The sequence below is a fragment of the Bhargavaea cecembensis genome (genome assembly GCF_001619585.1).
Classification (GTDB): domain Bacteria; phylum Bacillota; class Bacilli; order Bacillales_A; family Planococcaceae; genus Bhargavaea; species Bhargavaea cecembensis_A.
Window position 1 is genome coordinate 207,099 of sequence record NZ_LQNT01000009.1, and the last position, 15,653, is coordinate 222,751.

The following is a 15,653-nucleotide window of genomic DNA, read 5'->3' on the forward strand; positions in this document are numbered from 1 at the left end:
CATAGCAGTTTTTCCACAAGTAAAAAAGGCGTCCTTTTAGTTTAGGACGCCCTGCAAAGCTTTTGGTTCTTCGTTATACTTCCATGATTTCGTCTTCTTTTTCTTTGGCAATGACATCGATCTGGCGGATATGGTCATCCGTCATCTTCTGGATGTCATCGCTGTAGCCGCGCTGATCGTCTTCAGTAATCTCGCCGTTTTTCTCCAGCTTTTTAAGGGAATCATTGGCATCGCGGCGGATGTTGCGGATGGAGATCTTGCCCTCTTCCGCTTCTTTTTTGACGACCTTGACCAGCTCTTTGCGCCGCTCCTCGGTCAGTGCCGGGACGGCGATCCGGATTACGTTGCCATCGTTTGCCGGCGTGATTCCAAGGTCCGACTTAAGAATCGCCTTTTCAATATCGCCGATGACCGATTTGTCGTACGGCTGGATGACGAGAAGACGTGCTTCCGGAACGGAAATTCCGGCCAATTGGTTCACCGGTGTCGGCGCACCGTAGTAGTCGACCGAGATCCGGTCGAGAAGCGATGCGTTCGCGCGGCCCGCACGGATCGAAGCCAGCTCGCGGCGGAGCGACTGGAGTGACTTGGCCATGCGGTCTTTTGTTTCTTCAATCAGATTGTTCACCATTATGCATTCCTCCTGACAATCGTACCGATTTCTTCACCGAGGACGGCTTTTTTGATGTTCCCCTGTTCCATGATCGAGAATACAATGAGCGGAATGTCGTTGTCCATGCAGAGCGAGGATGCCGTCGAGTCCATGACCTGAAGACCTTCCTTGATGACATCCAGATAAGTAAGCGTCTCATACTTCACCGCTTCGGCATTGGTCTTCGGATCATCGTTGTAGACACCATCCACATTGTTCTTCGCCATGAGGATGACGTCCGCCTCAATTTCCGCTGCACGGAGAGCGGCAGTCGTGTCGGTCGAGAAGTACGGGTTGCCCGTGCCGGCAGCGAAGATGACGACCCGTTTTTTCTCGAGATGGCGGATCGCCCGTCTTCTTATGTACGGTTCAGCAACCTGCCGCATTTCGATGGATGTGGCCACACGCGTCTCGATGCCCAGTTTTTCGAGGGCATCCTGCATGGCAAGAGAATTCATGACAGTGGCGAGCATCCCCATGTAGTCGGCTGTAGCCCGGTCCATACCCATTTCGCTTCCGACTTTGCCTCGCCAGATGTTCCCCCCGCCGACGACTACGGCGACTTCCACGCCAAGATCGACAACATCCTTCACCTGTTCGGCGACAGATTTGATGATTGCCGGCGAGAGCCCGAAGCCCTGCTCCCCGGCCAGTGCCTCCCCGCTTAACTTCAGGACGACTCTTTTATATTTCGGTACGCTCATGAGGTCTCCTCCATCATCTCTGTTTTTTATCGAAAAAGAGGGAACACCTGGTTCGTGTTCCCCTCCCAAATATGGTATTGGATCAGTTGCCTTTGACCTGGTTCATGACTTCATCGGCAAAGTTGTCTTCACGCTTTTCGATACCTTCGCCAACAGCGTAGCGGACGAACGACTTCAGCTCGCCGCCGGTAGACTTCACGAAGTCACGGACTTTCTGGTCGGAGTCCTTGACGAACGCCTGGTCGAGGACGACGACGTCTTCGAAGAACTTGCCGAGGCGGCCTTCAACCATCTTCGCAACGATGTTTTCCGGCTTGCCTTCGTTGAGTGCCTGTTCCGTGAGGACTTTGCGCTCGCGCTCGACTTCTTCTTCAGGAACTTCGTCGCGGGAGACGTATTTCGGGTTGATTGCTGCGATGTGCATCGCTACGTCTTTTGCAGCTTCTTCGTTTGTTGTGCCTTCGATGAGAAGGAGAACGCCGATGCGGCCGCCCATGTGGAGGTACGCGCCGAATGCATCGTTATCCGTCTTCTCAAGGATTTCGAAACGGCGGAGTGTGATTTTCTCACCGATCTTCGCCACAGCGTTGGAGATGTGGTCCTGTACCTGCAGGCCGTTTTCCATTTCGGAAGCAAGTGCTTCTTCAAGGGATGCCGGCTCTGTTTTAAGAAGATGTGTGCCGATTTCAGAAACCAGCTGCTTGAAAGCGTCGTTTTTGGCAACGAAGTCCGTTTCAGCATTGATTTCAAAGATCACAGCTTTGTTGCCTTCTGTCTCAATGGAAACCGTACCTTCAGCTGCGATGCGGTCTGCTTTCTTCGCTGCGCTCGCGAGGCCTTTCTCGCGAAGGAAGTCTACTGCTGCATCCATGTCGCCGTCAGTTTGAGTGAGGGCCTTTTTGCAGTCCATCATGCCTGCGCCTGTTTTTTCGCGGAGTTCTTTTACCATTTGTGCTGTTACTGCTGCCATTTGTCATTCCTCCCGGTCGATTCAAATTGTTAGAAAAAGCGATAAGGACTGGGGAGCCGCTTATCGCCTGAACATACGGTCTTACTCTGCTGCGACTTCTTCGCCCTGAGCTTCGACTTCCGTTTCTTCTTCGCCTTGTTTCGATTCGACGAGAGCATCCGCCATCTTGCTTGTCAGAAGGCGTACCGCGCGGATCGCGTCATCGTTTGCAGGGATGACGTAGTCGATTTCGTCCGGATCGCAGTTTGTGTCCACGATGCCGACGATCGGGATGTTCAGCTTTTGTGCTTCCGCAACGGCAATGCGCTCTTTGCGCGGGTCGACAACATACATGACATCCGGCAGACCGTTCATGTCACGGATACCGCCGAGGAACTTGACGAGGCGTTCGTGTTCTTTCTTGAGCTGGATAACTTCTTTCTTAGGAAGGACATCGAAAGTGCCTTCTTCTTCCATGCGCTCGATTGCTTTCATGCGGTCAACGCGCTTCTGGATCGTACCGAAGTTCGTCAGAAGGCCGCCGAGCCAGCGTTGGTTGATGTAGTATTGGCCTGCACGTTCCGCTTCTTCACGGATTGCGTCCTGAGCCTGTTTTTTCGTTCCGACGAAGAGCACTTTGCCGCCTTCGGCACCGGTCTGGCGCATGAAGTCGTATGCTTCCTCGAGTTTCTTGACCGTCTTTTGAAGGTCGATGATGTAGATGCCGTTACGCTCCACGAAGATGTATTTCTTCATCTTCGGGTTCCAGCGGCGTGTTTGGTGACCGAAGTGGACACCTGCTTCAAGAAGCTGTTTCATTGTGATTACTGCCATTTTTGTTACCTCCGATTGGTTTTTTGGTCCTCCGCATCCATCAACCGGCGGGCAGCCTTATCGGCACCGGCCCTTCCGTCAGGATACGTGTGTAATCGCACCATTGGTCACTATACCACGTGTTTACCCGTATTGCAACACAAAACTCCCTGATGGCTACGACTGCGGGAAGAGGACCGGAATTGACTTTTCCTTCCTATTAAACAGCCCTGATATCTCTGCTATTGCCCCCGGTGCTTTGTCATAAGGAACCGTTCCAACTTATTAATAATAAAAAGCCGGGAGTCATGCTCCCGGCTCTTCAGGTCCGCCATTTCAAAATTGCCAGGCAGGATTATTTGGATTTGAGTTCGTTGAGCTGTACGAGGAATTTGTCGTTCAGGACTTTGATGTATGTGCCCTTCATGCCAAGGGAACGGGATTCGATGACACCTGCACTCTCCAGTTTGCGGAGTGCATTGACGATCACCGAACGGGTGATGCCCACGCGGTCTGCAATCTTGGAAGCCACGAGGAGGCCTTCTGTGCCATCTAGTTCGTCGAAGATATGCTCGATCGCTTCGAGTTCGCTGTAGGAAAGGGAATTGATCGCCATCTGGACGACCGCTTTTGAGCGGGCCTCTGTTTCGATCTCTTCAGCCTTTTCGCGGAGGATCTCCATACCGACAACCGTCGCGCCATACTCGGCAAGGACGAGATCTTCATCGGTGAATTCATCTTTCACACGTCCGAGGATCAGAGTGCCGAGTCGCTCTCCGCCTCCGATGATCGGAACGATCGTCGTGAGTCCTTCTTCAAAGAGGTCCTTGTTCTCGACAGGGAACACCGTGTGCTCATCATTGATGCCGAGGTTCGGGGAAGTTTCTGTCACGTTGAAGAGGTTCTTTGTATAATCTTCAGGGAAACGCCGCTCCTCCAGCATGTTCTGAATCCGCTCGTTCTGGATTTCCTGGTGAACAGCAGTACCGAGCAGCTTGCCTTTCCGGCTGACGATAAAGACGTTGGCGCCGATCACCTTGGAAAGGGTTTCGGACATTTCCTTGAAGTTTACCGGCTTTCCGGCAGACGCCTGGAGCATGGAGTTGATCTCCCGCGTATTTTGCAATAGTGACATAACACAATTCCTCCTACTGGGTATATGGATTCAAGAATATTCTAAAGGTTCGTACTCGTTTTTGGAAACGATAAGGTGGACCTACAGAATAAATTGTGACAAATCTTTGTTCGTTGCGATCTTCTTGAGCTTTTCGTCGACATATTCCGGTGTGATCTTGATTGAGGCAGGAGAAATATCGGATGCTTCAAAGCTCAGGTCCTCGAGCAGCTTTTCAAGAACCGTGTGCAGCCTGCGGGCACCGATATTTTCCGTTTCCGCGTTGACTTCCGCGGCAATTTCCGCGATGCGCCCGATGGCTTCGTCCGTAAAGTCGATTTCGACGCCTTCCGTCGAAAGCAGCAGCCGGTACTGGTGGATCAGGGAGTTGTCGGGTTCTTTGAGGATTCGGACAAAGTCTTCCTTCGTCAGCTTATCCAGTTCCACCCGGATCGGAAAACGGCCCTGCAGTTCAGGTATGATGTCAGACGGCTTGGAAACGTGAAAGGCCCCCGCCGCGATGAATAGCATGAAGTCTGTCCGGACAGGGCCGTATTTCGTGGTGACGGTCGTCCCCTCGACAATCGGCAGGATATCCCGCTGGACACCTTCCCGTGAGACATCTGCGGAGGATGCATTCCCCTGCTTTGATGCGATTTTATCAATCTCATCAATGAAGATGATCCCTTGCTGCTCTGCCCGTTCAATCGCCACTTGTGCGATTTCCTCTCGGTCGACGAGTTTTTCGGCTTCCTCCATGGCAAGCACCCTGCGCGCATCCTTGACATGCATCTCCCGCTTCTTCTTCTTTTTCGGCATCAGGTTAGAAAGTGCGTCTTGCATATTCATGCCCATCTGCTCCATACCCGAACCCTGCATTCCGTCAAACAATGACGGTAAATTCTCGGTCACTTCGACCATGACCTTCCTGTCTTCAAGACGCCCCGCCTTCAGCTCGGCCCGGATTTCGGAACGCTTCATTCGAACCGAAGCATCCTCTTCCTCTTCGTCAGAGCGGTCCTGCATCTGGCCGAGAAGCATCTCCCACGGGTTTTGCCCGGATTTCTCCTTTTTCATGGAAGGGACAAGCAGCTTTACAAGACGTTCTTCAGCCAATTCACTGGCGCGGTCCGCCACCTCTTCCATCCGTTCGCTGCGGACAAGGCGGAACGATGCTTCCACCAGATCCCGGACCATCGACTCCACGTCCCGGCCTACATAGCCGACTTCAGTGAATTTGGTCGCCTCCACTTTAAGGAACGGGGCTCCGGCGAGCTTGGCGATCCTGCGGGCGATCTCCGTCTTCCCGACTCCGGTCGGCCCGATCATGAGGATGTTTTTCGGAATGATCTCGTTGCGCTCCTCTTCCGGAAGGCGGCTGCGCCGATAACGGTTTCGCATTGCCACCGCAACGGCCCGTTTCGCTTCTTTCTGGCCGACGATGTAGCGGTCCAGCTGCTCGGTCAGAAGGCGCGGTGTCATCTGCTCCATCTTCATTCCCCGATCACCTCCAGGATGATTTGGTGGTTTGTGAACACGCAGATGTCGGCGGCGGTCTCCAGTGCCGCCCGAGCGATCTGCTCGGCATCCATGCCTTCGCCCGCATGCATTTTAAGGGCACGCCCCGCAGCCAGCGCGTAGTTGCCTCCGGATCCGATCGCGAGGATGCCGTCATCCGGTTCGATCACTTCTCCCGAACCGGAAACGAGCAGCATCGTATCTTTGTCCATCACGATCAGCATCGCCTCCAGCTTCTGGAGCATCTTGTCTCCCCGCCATTCCTTTGCAAGTTCCACGGCCGCCCGTGTAAGGTTTCCGTCATATTCGGCAAGCTTGCCTTCAAACAACTCGAACAGTGTGAAGGCATCCGCGACAGAGCCCGCAAAACCTGCGACGACTTTTCCGCCGAACAGCCGGCGGACCTTTTTCGCAGTATACTTCATGACGACCTGGTTCCCGAGAGTCACCTGTCCGTCTCCTGCCATTGCGGCCTTCCCGTTGTGCCGGACCGCGAATATCGTGGTTGCATGAATGTCCATTGCCTCTCCCCCTTAAGCTCTAGGATGTGCGTTCATGTACGTCTTTCTCAGATGTTCTTTCGTCACATGTGTATAAACCTGCGTCGATGACAGGCTGGCATGGCCGAGAAGCTCCTGGACGGAACGCATATCCGCACCGTTATTGAGCAGGTGCGTGGCGAACGTATGGCGGAGCATATGCGGATGGATCGAAATGTGGAGGGCAGCCTTCTTGACCATTTCCTCCAAAATATGCCGGACTCCCCGGTCGGTCAGCGGAGTCCCCCTCATATTGACGAAGAGCCGGTCATGTTTGTTCCCTTTCATGATGGCCGGACGGGCCCCGTTAAGATACCTGCCGATCGCATCAGCTGCAAAATGTCCGAACGGGATGTAGCGCTCACGGCGGCCCTTCCCCATGACCCGGACGATGTCGAGGTCCAGATCGGCATCCTGTACAGTAAGTCCCGTGAGTTCAGACACCCGCATGCCGGTTGCATAGAGCAGCTCCAGCAGAGCGGTGTCCCGGATCTCCTTCGGGGAGCTGCCCGCATTCGCTTCGAAAAGCTGCTCCATCTCTTCTTCATAGAAGAACTGGGGCAGCTTTTCTTCTTTCTTCGGATGATACAGTGAGCGGAATGCCTGGTCATCGATGCCGAACCGGGTGTTGGCGAATTTGAAGAAGGAACGGAGAGAAGAAATTTTTCTGGAGATCGTCGCCCGCTCAAGCTCCCGCTCGTACAGCCGGGTTACATAGAGACGTGCCTCCGGATACCGGATGTCTTCTTCCTCGCCGATCCCTTCGGACCCCAGGAACGCAAAAAACTCTTGAAGGTCTTTACGGTACCCTTCAACGGTCAAAGGAGAGAAGTTTCGCTCCAGGCGGATGTAGGACTGGAACTCCTCTGCCGCCTGTTTCAGCCTGGCATTCATCCCGTCACCTCCGGAAATATACAAAAGCCTCTAAAGTATAAGGCATTTAGAGGCTTTTGTTCAATCATTGTGCAATTGTATTCTTGAAATTTCGAATTGTATCCAGCGCACGCCCGGCTTGCTTCTCCACGCGCTCCGCTTTTTTCCTGACTTTCTCCCCAAGCGAAGGGAAAAGCCCGAAGTTGACATTCATCGGCTGGAAGTTGCCCGGGTCGGCTTCGCTGATATAGCGCGCCATACTCCCGAGTGCCGTTTCCGCCGGGAAGGTGACAGGTTCTTCGCCCAGTGCGAGGCGTGCTGCATTGACACCTGCAATAAGCCCGCTCCCTGCCGATTCCACGTAGCCCTCGACTCCGGTCATCTGTCCTGCGAAGAACAGGTCTTTGCGCGCCTTCAACTGATAAGTGCGTTCAAGCACACGCGGGGAGTTGATGAACATGTTCCGGTGGATGACGCCGTAGCGCACGATCTCCGCATTCTCGAGCCCGGGAATCAGGCGGAGCACTTCCTTCTGAGGTCCCCATTTCATGTGATTCTGGAAACCGACGATGTTGTATAGGGTCGCAGCTGCGTTATCCTGGCGGAGCTGGACGACAGCATAAGGGGTCTTGCCGGTTCTCGGATCCTCAAGACCGACTGGCTTCATCGGACCGAACCGCAAGGTGTCACGGCCGCGCCGGGCCATTTCCTCGACCGGCATGCAGCCTTCAAAATACTTTTCTTCTTCGAAATCCCTGAGGGCGACCGTCTCGGCCGAGATGAGCGCCTCGTAGAAGCGGTTGTACTCTTCTTCGTTCATCGGACAGTTCAGATAAGCGGCCTCCCCTTTGTCATAGCGGGACTTGAGGTAGGCCTTATCCATGTCGATGGAATCCTTTTCGATGATCGGCGCCGCCGCATCGTAGAAATACAGGTCGTATTCGCCCGTCAGGCTGCTGATCTGTTCAGCAAGGGAGGAAGAAGTGAGCGGACCGGTCGCGATGACCGTGATGCCCTCCGGAATCTCTGTCACTTCACCGTTTACCACTTCCACAAGGGGGTGGTTTTTGACCGTTTCCGTGACGCGCCCGGCAAAGTCGTGGCGGTCGACTGCCAGTGCACCGCCTGCCGGCACCGCGCTGGAGTCGGCGGCCTGCATGATGACGGAATCAAGAATCCGCATCTCCTCCTTGAGTACGCCTACCGCATTGGTGAGATTGTTGGCACGGAGGGAGTTGGTGCAGACAAGCTCGGCAAACTGGCCGGTGTGGTGCGCCGGCGTCTGCCGTACCGGGCGCATTTCGTGCAGGCGGACCCTTACGCCGCGGCTGGCGATCTGCCAGGCGGCCTCGCTGCCCGCAAGGCCCGCTCCGATAACGTTGACGACTGGTGTCATGTTGGATCGTGTCTCCTTTTACTGTTGCGGTTGTTCTTTATAATCGCATTCCGAGCATTGGATCTGCTTGCCCTTTTTAAGCTTTTTCTCTACCAGGAGGCTGCTGCATTTTGGGCATGGCCGGGAAACCGGCTTGTCCCAAGAAATGAAATCACACTCCGGATACTGGTCGCAGCTGTAGAAGATCCGCTTTGTCTTGCTCTTGCGTTCGACGACCTCGCCCTTCTTGCATTTCGGGCAGGTCACGCCGATTTTCTTAAGGATCGGCTTGGTATTCCGGCAGTCAGGGAAGTTCGAGCAGGCCATGAACTTGCCGTAGCGGCCCATCTTGATGACCATCGGTGAGCCGCACTTTTCGCAGTCCTCTCCTGCAGGTTCATCCTTGATGACCACCTTCTCCATTTCCTCTTCCGCGACCTTCAGCCGTTTCTCGAAATCTTTGTAGAATGAGTCGATGACATTGACCCATTCGTTTTTCCCGTCCTCGATGCTGTCGAGGTCTTTCTCCATCTCCGCCGTGAACTCGACATCGATGATTTCCGGGAAAAACTCGCTGACAAGGGAGTGGACAATCTCGCCGAGCTCCGTCGGGACGAAACGCTTGGCGTCAAGAGATACATAGCCCCGCTTCTGGATCGTATCGAGCGTCGGGGCATAGGTCGATGGCCGGCCGATGCCCAGCTCTTCCATCGTCTTGACGAGCCGCGCTTCGGAGTAGCGCGGAGGCGGCTGGGTGAAGTGCTGCTTCGGATCAATCTTGAGACTCTTGACAATATCGCCTTTCTCAAGCGGAGGAAGCATCTTCTGCTTGACATCTTCCTTGTCATCCTCGCCTTCGACATAGACTTTCATGAAGCCCTGGAACTTGACCTGGGAACCGGTCGCCCGGAACACGACATCTCCCTGGCGAAGGTCGGCCGTCACAGTATCCAGTACGGCCGGTGCCATCCGGCTCGCAATGAACCGCTCCCAGATGAGCCGGTAAAGCTTCAGCTGGTCATTCGAAAGAACGGACTTCATGGAGGCAGGTGTTCTGAGGACAGAAGTCGGGCGGATCGCTTCGTGCGCATCCTGGGAATTTTTTTGCTTGGAAGCCCGTTCGCCCGGGGCCAGGTACTCCTGACCGTAGTCGGCCAGGATGAAATCGCCAGCTTCTTTCTTCGCGGTGTCGGAGATCCGCGTCGAGTCGGTACGCATGTAAGTGATGAGACCGACGCTGCCTTCCTTGCCGACGTTGATTCCTTCATAAAGCTGCTGGGCGAGCATCATCGTCTTGCGCGCCCGGAAGTTCAGCTTACGCGCAGCCTCCTGCTGAAGGGAGGACGTCGTGAACGGGGGTGCCGGATTGCGCTTCCGCTCTTTCTTTTCCAGTTCGGCGACTTCAAAGTCACTGCCGTCCAGCTTGGCGAGAATCGCATCGACGGACTGCCGGTCGGGCAGTTTGATTTTCTTTTTGCCGTCACCGTGAAAAGCAGCCGTGAACTCCTTCTTCCCTTTGCCGAACAGCCCGGTGATCGACCAGTACTCTTCCGGCTTGAAGTTCCGGATCTCGTTTTCCCGGTCGATGATCAGACGGAGGGCAACGGATTGAACCCGTCCGGCCGAAAGCCCCTTCTTGACTTTCTTCCAGAGGATCGGGCTGATGTTATAGCCGACCAGCCGGTCGAGGATGCGGCGTGCCTGCTGGGCATCCACACGGTCACGGTTGATCGCCCGGGGATGCTTGAACGCTTCCTTGACGGCATCCTTCGTGATTTCGTTGAACACGACGCGGCATTCGGAATCCTCGTCGATTCCGAGGGAGTGCGCAAGGTGCCAGGCGATCGCTTCCCCCTCGCGGTCGGGGTCAGACGCCAGAAAGATTTTCTTTGCTTTCTTGGCCGCACTCTTCAGTTCCTGCAGTACAGGTCCTTTTCCGCGGATTGTGATGTACTTTGGTTCATAGTTGTTTTCGACATCGATGCCGGTCTGGCTTCTCGGGAGGTCCCGGACATGGCCGACTGATGCTTTTACTTTGTATTTCTTCCCTAAATATTTCTCAATCGTCTTTGCCTTCGCAGGCGACTCGACGATGACCAAATAATCTGGTGCCATTGATGTGCCTCCATTCGAGGTGAACGTTACCTAAAGAAAGTCCTGATGGAAAATGTAAACTATCTTCTATATAATTGCAACCATTTTCGGCTCCGTCCATTTCTCCGGCCGGTAAGCCATCCGCGTATTTATACCGGTTCGCGGGGCAGGCCTCCAAGGATGGTATAGCCGTCCAGTGCTGGAGCTGCGCCTTCCAGGATCAGTCGGTTGGGACCGGCGGAAAGCGGTGAATCGATCGGCCCCGGAACAGCATGAACATCCTTTCCGTGCTCCAGCGCATGGTCGATCGTGCTCATCGTTCCGCTGGGCCGGGCCGCTTCCGTGACGATCACGATGCCGGAAAGTCCGCTTATAATCCGGTTGCGCATCGGGAACTGCCATTTCCGCGGGCCGGCATAAGGCGGGTATTCGGTGATGAGCAGATGACCGGCCTGCATCACTTCATAGAGTCCTATGTTTTGCTTCGGGTATCGGTGGGAAAGCCCGGTTCCGAGAACCCCGATCGTTTTCCCGCCGTGGCGGATGGCCGTCTCATGCGCCATCGCGTCGGCACCCATCGCGAGACCGCTCACGATGGCATAGCCGCTCGCAACAAGCGGCGGAATGATTTTCTCCATGGCAAGACGTGAATAGGCGGTCGCTTTCCTCGATCCGATGATGGCCGCCTTTCTCCGAATGGTGAGCAGGGATGTGTCACCCGCTGCATACAGAACAGCGGGCGGGTCAATGAGCTGGTTGAGTGATTGGGGGTAGAGTTCGTGGTTATACAGGATGGGGGTGATGGAGCTGGCGGCATACACTTGCGTGTATGGGGGGTCCGCGCTGCGGCTGAGCTTCTTCCTGAGAAGCGCCGCCTTGTCCTTGTCAAGATCCAGCAGAAATGAAAGCTCGGCGGTTCCCATACCCGAGAGTGCCTCGAGCCGGGGGTCTGCCGCAAGCAGCCTTTCAAAACGGTTCAGCGGAGCGGGAAAGACATAATGCAGAGCCAGCAGACGGTCTTCGAACCGATCGATGTTCACTACCTCCTGTCCCGGGATTTTCCGGAAATAGTAAAAGTGCGGCGCTTATCGCGCCGCACTTTCATTTTAGTGGGTTTTGCACTGTTCGTACAGACCTTTTTCCTTCAGGACACTGATCATTGTTTCGCCGATGACGGATGGCGTCTCGGCAACTTTGATGCCTGCCGCTTCCATCGCCTTGATCTTTTCGGCTGCAGTTCCTTTGCCGCCGGAAATGATGGCGCCTGCGTGGCCCATGCGCTTTCCTGGAGGTGCAGTCTGGCCGCCGATAAATCCTGTGACCGGCTTCGTCATGTTTGCCTTGACCCATTCGGCCGCTTCTTCTTCAGCTGTTCCGCCGATTTCGCCGATCATGACGACAGCGAGTGTTTCAGGGTCTTCATTGAATTCCTTGAGGACATCGATGAAGTTCGTGCCATTGACCGGGTCTCCGCCGATTCCCACCGCAGTTGTCTGGCCGACACCTGCTTCGGAAAGCTGATGAACCGCTTCGTATGTCAGAGTTCCCGAACGGGAAACAACGCCTACGTGGCCCTTTTTGTGGATATAACCCGGCATGATGCCGATCTTGCATTCGTCCGCCGTGATAACGCCCGGGCAGTTAGGGCCGACGAGACGGGTCTTTTTGCCTTCCATGTAGCGGACGACTTTGACCATATCCAACACCGGAATGTGTTCTGTGATGCAGATTGCCATATCCAGTTCCGCGTCTGTAGCTTCAAGGATTGCATCCGCTGCAAATGGAGCCGGAACGTAGATGACGGAAACATTCGCACCCGTCTCCTTGACAGCCTCTTCGACCGTGTTGAAGACCGGAACGCCTTCAACTTCGGTGCCGCCTTTGCCCGGCGTTACACCTGCAACAATCTTCGTGCCGTATTCGATCATTTGTTTCGTATGGAAAAGGGCAGTGGAGCCCGTGATTCCCTGTACAACTACTTTTGTATCCTTATTGACATAAATGCCCATCGTTTTCCCGCCTTTCTTAGCCTACGAGTTCGACAATTTTTTGTGCACCGTCAGCCATGGAGTCAGCCGAAGTGATGTTCAGACCGGATTCGTTCAGAAGCTTCTTGCCAGCGTCAACGTTCGTTCCTTCGAGGCGGACGACGAGCGGCACTTCAAGGCCGAGCTGCTTCGTTGCCTGGATGACGCCTTCCGCGATGATGTCGCACTTCATGATGCCGCCGAAGATGTTGACGAAGATCCCTTTGACGTTCGAGTCGGAAAGGATGATCTTGAACGCTTCAGTTACTTTTTCCGCAGTCGCGCCGCCCCCAACGTCCAGGAAGTTCGCCGGTTTGCCGCCGTAGAAGTTGATCGTGTCCATCGTGGACATCGCAAGGCCCGCACCGTTTACCATGCAGCCGATGTTGCCGTCGAGGGAAACGTAGCTGAGGTCGAACTTGGATGCTTCGATCTCTTTCGGATCTTCTTCGTCAAAGTCACGGAGCTCAACGATATCCGCGTGACGGTAGAGCGCGTTCGAGTCGAAGTTGAACTTCGCATCAAGTGCCACGACCTGGTCGTCGCCTGTTACGACGAGCGGGTTGATTTCAAGGATGGAAGCATCTTTGCTGATGAATGCTTCGTAGATTCCGAGGAAGAGCTTCGCAGCCTTGTTGACGAGCTTCGCCGGAATGTTCATGTTGAACGCCATGCGGCGCGCCTGGAATCCTGTCAGGCCGACGACCGGGTCGATGACTTCCTTGAAGATCTTTTCAGGTGTTTCTTCCGCCACTTCTTCGATGTCCATGCCGCCTTCTTCGGAGCCCATGAGGACAACGCGGTCAGTCGCACGGTCAACGACGAGGCTGATGTAGTATTCTTTGAGGATGTCGGAGCCTTCTTCGATGTAAAGGCGCTTGACTTCTTTCCCTTCAGGGCCTGTCTGGTGGGTTACCAGGACCTTGCCGAGGAGTTCTTTCGCATATTCGCGTACTTCATCGACCGTCTTTGCAATCTTGACGCCGCCGGCCTTGCCGCGTCCACCCGCGTGGATCTGCGCTTTTACGACATATACGTTGGTGTCGAGTTCCTTGGCCGCCTTGACAGCCTCTTCAGGGGAAAACGCAACGATTCCGTTTGGTACCGCGACTCCGTAGTCGCGAAGAATCTGCTTCCCTTGGTACTCATGGATATTCATCTTACATCCTCCAATCGAACTGCTTGAATAGTTTCTTGCCATCCCCCATTGTAATCAACCCGTCACAGGTTGTCCATAATTGTCTTTTCCTGAGCCGGCTTTTCGCTGGTTCCGACAAGAAAACCGGCCACCGGTGCGAAGGTCTTCCGGTGTTCAGGGCAGGGGCCGTGGGCTTTTAGCGCTTCCAGGTGTGCAGGAGTGCCGTACCCGGCATGGCGGTCGAATCCGAAGGCGGGATATTGTTTGTGCAGATTGTCCATATAGGCATCCCGCTCCGTCTTGGCCAGCACCGATGCCGCCGCCACACACAGACTGAGCGCATCCGCCTTCACGACCGGATGGCACGGGACTTCTGCCTGCAGCGCCATGGCATCGGCAATGACTGCCTCAGGCCTTACGGTAAGCCCCTCCACCGCTCTCTCCATCGACTCGCGGGTAGCCCTGTATATGTTCAGCCGGTCGATTTCCGCCGCCGGCTGAATATGGACCGACCAGGCGACGGCATACCTCCTGATTGCGGCTGCCAGGCGTTCCCGCGCTTCCCGGGTCATCGCCTTCGAATCGTCGAGCCCTGCCAGTTCCGGGCAGGACGGCGGAAGGATGACAGCCGCCGTCACCACCGGGCCGGCAAGCGGCCCCCTCCCCGCTTCGTCGACACCCGCTACGGGCGAATCCTTGGCGCTCCGGAATGTATCATCAAACCGCTCTTTTTCCAGATGCCGCTCGATTTCGAGCCGTTTTTTCTCCTGTCTTCGGTCATGGACAGCAAGCAGTTTGCGGACGCCGGCACGGCTGTCGTTCCTAAGCTCACGGAAAAAAGGATCTCCCGCTTCTGCTGTTTCAAGCCACGCCCTCACTTCACTGATTGTCATTTTTGCCAATGATCATCAGGCCTTTCCCGTCATATGTAATTTCCCGGACCATCCGGAGCCGGGAATGAAAAGAGGCACGCCCGCTGCGGGGGCGTGCCTGTTCACCGGTCTTCAGAAAAATCGAATGTGAGCTTGCCGAGCTGCTGATCGCGAACGTCGCGGACAATCAGTTCGGAAACGCTGTCATAGTCGATGGTACCGCCTTTTTCGTATACCTTGCGGAGCTCGCCGATACGCTCGTAAACCCCCGGTATATCGTCGTCGAGCGACCGGAAGCCATAGCGTTCCTCCAGGCGGTCCGGATAGTGGGCCTCAAGGAATTTGAGCGCATAGACGGCCAACTCCTGCTGGTCCGTGATGGCATCCTTGATCGCCCCGGTCAGCGCCAGTTTGTAACCTGCTTCCGGGTCCTCGAACTTCGGCCATAGAATGCCCGGCGTATCGAGGAGCTCCAGCTCCTTGCCGACCTTGATCCACTGCTGGGCCTTTGTGACACCCGGCGTGTTCCCCGTCTTGGCGATATTCTTTTTGGCAAGCCGGTTGATAAGGGTCGACTTCCCGACGTTCGGGATGCCGACGATCATCGCACGGATGGCCCTCGGACGGATGCCCTTCGCCTTCATGCGATCCCATTTCTCCTTGAGGATCTGCTGGGCCGCCTTCGTCACCTGCTGCAGGCCTTTTCCGTCGAGCGAGTTGATCGCCACCGCTTCGGAGCCGCTTTCCCTGAATCTTTCCAGCCAGCGGGCGGTTTCGGCCTCATCGGCCATGTCTTTCTTATTGAGGATGACAAGCCGGGGCTTCCGGCTGATGATGTCATCGATCATCGGGTTTCTGGAAGACTGCGGAAGCCTGGCATCGACCAGCTCGAAGACGATGTCGACCATCTTCAGCTGTTCGGTGACTTCCCGCCTGGCCTTTGCCATATGTCCCGGGAACCATTGGATTGTCATGAATCACACCT

15 protein-coding genes are annotated in these 15,653 nt (G+C 55.2%); all 15 read right to left on the reverse strand.

All coding sequences use genetic code 11. The annotated features are described in order from the left end of the window. Nucleotides 1-73: 73 nt before the first annotated feature. Nucleotides 74-631, reverse strand: coding sequence for a ribosome recycling factor (gene frr / locus AV656_RS04695; RefSeq protein WP_063179391.1), 558 nt, complete (start codon nucleotides 629-631; stop codon nucleotides 74-76). Next, on the reverse strand, nucleotides 631-1,356 hold the full coding sequence (pyrH, locus tag AV656_RS04700) for a UMP kinase (protein WP_063179393.1): 726 nt from the start codon (nucleotides 1,354-1,356) through the stop codon (nucleotides 631-633). The genes frr and pyrH overlap by 1 nt, the downstream gene beginning before the upstream one ends. A gap of 82 nt (nucleotides 1,357-1,438) precedes the next feature. Then, the gene (gene tsf / locus AV656_RS04705) at nucleotides 1,439-2,326 is read right to left on the reverse strand and encodes a translation elongation factor Ts (protein ID WP_063179395.1); all 888 of its coding nucleotides are present in this window, start codon (nucleotides 2,324-2,326) and stop codon (nucleotides 1,439-1,441) included. Between the two features lie 81 nt (nucleotides 2,327-2,407). Continuing rightward, on the reverse strand, nucleotides 2,408-3,139 hold the full coding sequence (gene rpsB / locus AV656_RS04710; protein WP_063179397.1) for a 30S ribosomal protein S2: 732 nt from the start codon (nucleotides 3,137-3,139) through the stop codon (nucleotides 2,408-2,410). A gap of 334 nt (nucleotides 3,140-3,473) precedes the next feature. Next, complete coding sequence (gene codY / locus AV656_RS04715) at nucleotides 3,474-4,253, reverse strand: GTP-sensing pleiotropic transcriptional regulator CodY (RefSeq protein WP_063179399.1); 780 nt, start codon at nucleotides 4,251-4,253, stop codon at nucleotides 3,474-3,476. A gap of 81 nt (nucleotides 4,254-4,334) precedes the next feature. Beyond that, a complete protein-coding gene (hslU, locus tag AV656_RS04720) occupies nucleotides 4,335-5,729 on the reverse strand; it encodes an ATP-dependent protease ATPase subunit HslU (protein WP_063179401.1) in 1,395 nt (464 codons plus the stop codon). Beyond that, nucleotides 5,726-6,271 carry an ATP-dependent protease subunit HslV gene (hslV, locus tag AV656_RS04725; protein ID WP_063179403.1) on the reverse strand — a complete coding sequence of 182 codons (546 nt, stop codon included), beginning with the start codon at nucleotides 6,269-6,271 and terminating at the stop codon, nucleotides 5,726-5,728. The genes hslU and hslV overlap by 4 nt, the downstream gene beginning before the upstream one ends. A 12-nt stretch (nucleotides 6,272-6,283) precedes the next feature. Beyond that, nucleotides 6,284-7,183, reverse strand: coding sequence for a tyrosine recombinase XerC (gene xerC / locus AV656_RS04730; RefSeq protein WP_063179405.1), 900 nt, complete (start codon nucleotides 7,181-7,183; stop codon nucleotides 6,284-6,286). 64 nt (nucleotides 7,184-7,247) lie between these two features. Continuing rightward, nucleotides 7,248-8,558, reverse strand: a complete 1,311-nt coding sequence (trmFO, locus tag AV656_RS04735) for an FADH(2)-oxidizing methylenetetrahydrofolate--tRNA-(uracil(54)-C(5))-methyltransferase TrmFO (protein ID WP_063179407.1) — start codon at nucleotides 8,556-8,558, stop codon at nucleotides 7,248-7,250. An 18-nt stretch (nucleotides 8,559-8,576) separates the two neighbouring features. Then, nucleotides 8,577-10,652, reverse strand: a complete 2,076-nt coding sequence (gene topA / locus AV656_RS04740) for a type I DNA topoisomerase (protein ID WP_063179409.1) — start codon at nucleotides 10,650-10,652, stop codon at nucleotides 8,577-8,579. A 128-nt stretch (nucleotides 10,653-10,780) separates the two neighbouring features. Next, complete coding sequence (gene dprA / locus AV656_RS04745; RefSeq protein WP_063179411.1) at nucleotides 10,781-11,671, reverse strand: DNA-processing protein DprA; 891 nt, start codon at nucleotides 11,669-11,671, stop codon at nucleotides 10,781-10,783. A gap of 66 nt (nucleotides 11,672-11,737) precedes the next feature. Then, nucleotides 11,738-12,640: a succinate--CoA ligase subunit alpha gene (sucD, locus tag AV656_RS04750; protein WP_063179412.1), complete on the reverse strand. Its 903-nt coding sequence runs from the start codon at nucleotides 12,638-12,640 to the stop codon at nucleotides 11,738-11,740. A 16-nt stretch (nucleotides 12,641-12,656) separates the two neighbouring features. Continuing rightward, nucleotides 12,657-13,817, reverse strand: a complete 1,161-nt coding sequence (sucC, locus tag AV656_RS04755) for an ADP-forming succinate--CoA ligase subunit beta (RefSeq protein WP_063179413.1) — start codon at nucleotides 13,815-13,817, stop codon at nucleotides 12,657-12,659. A 62-nt stretch (nucleotides 13,818-13,879) separates the two neighbouring features. Continuing rightward, the gene (locus AV656_RS04760; RefSeq protein WP_231877264.1) at nucleotides 13,880-14,689 is read right to left on the reverse strand and encodes a ribonuclease HII; all 810 of its coding nucleotides are present in this window, start codon (nucleotides 14,687-14,689) and stop codon (nucleotides 13,880-13,882) included. A gap of 101 nt (nucleotides 14,690-14,790) precedes the next feature. Next, entirely contained in the window at nucleotides 14,791-15,642 is an 852-nt protein-coding gene (gene ylqF, locus AV656_RS04765; protein WP_063179416.1) for a ribosome biogenesis GTPase YlqF, read from the reverse strand. Nucleotides 15,643-15,653: the final 11 nt, after the last annotated feature.

Coding starts and splice junctions, on each gene's coding strand:
- frr (WP_063179391.1), bottom strand. CDS start 631: ATGGTGAACAATCTGATTGAAGAAACAAAAGACCGCATGGCCAAGTCA.
- pyrH (WP_063179393.1), bottom strand. CDS start 1,356: ATGAGCGTACCGAAATATAAAAGAGTCGTCCTGAAGTTAAGCGGGGAG.
- tsf (WP_063179395.1), bottom strand. CDS start 2,326: ATGGCAGCAGTAACAGCACAAATGGTAAAAGAACTCCGCGAAAAAACA.
- rpsB (WP_063179397.1), bottom strand. CDS start 3,139: ATGGCAGTAATCACAATGAAACAGCTTCTTGAAGCAGGTGTCCACTTC.
- codY (WP_063179399.1), bottom strand. CDS start 4,253: ATGTCACTATTGCAAAATACGCGGGAGATCAACTCCATGCTCCAGGCG.
- hslU (WP_063179401.1), bottom strand. CDS start 5,729: ATGAAGATGGAGCAGATGACACCGCGCCTTCTGACCGAGCAGCTGGAC.
- hslV (WP_063179403.1), bottom strand. CDS start 6,271: ATGGACATTCATGCAACCACGATATTCGCGGTCCGGCACAACGGGAAG.
- xerC (WP_063179405.1), bottom strand. CDS start 7,183: ATGAATGCCAGGCTGAAACAGGCGGCAGAGGAGTTCCAGTCCTACATC.
- trmFO (WP_063179407.1), bottom strand. CDS start 8,558: ATGACACCAGTCGTCAACGTTATCGGAGCGGGCCTTGCGGGCAGCGAG.
- topA (WP_063179409.1), bottom strand. CDS start 10,652: ATGGCACCAGATTATTTGGTCATCGTCGAGTCGCCTGCGAAGGCAAAG.
- sucD (WP_063179412.1), bottom strand. CDS start 12,640: ATGGGCATTTATGTCAATAAGGATACAAAAGTAGTTGTACAGGGAATC.
- sucC (WP_063179413.1), bottom strand. CDS start 13,817: ATGAATATCCATGAGTACCAAGGGAAGCAGATTCTTCGCGACTACGGA.
- AV656_RS04760 (WP_231877264.1), bottom strand. CDS start 14,689: ATGACAATCAGTGAAGTGAGGGCGTGGCTTGAAACAGCAGAAGCGGGA.
- ylqF (WP_063179416.1), bottom strand. CDS start 15,642: ATGACAATCCAATGGTTCCCGGGACATATGGCAAAGGCCAGGCGGGAA.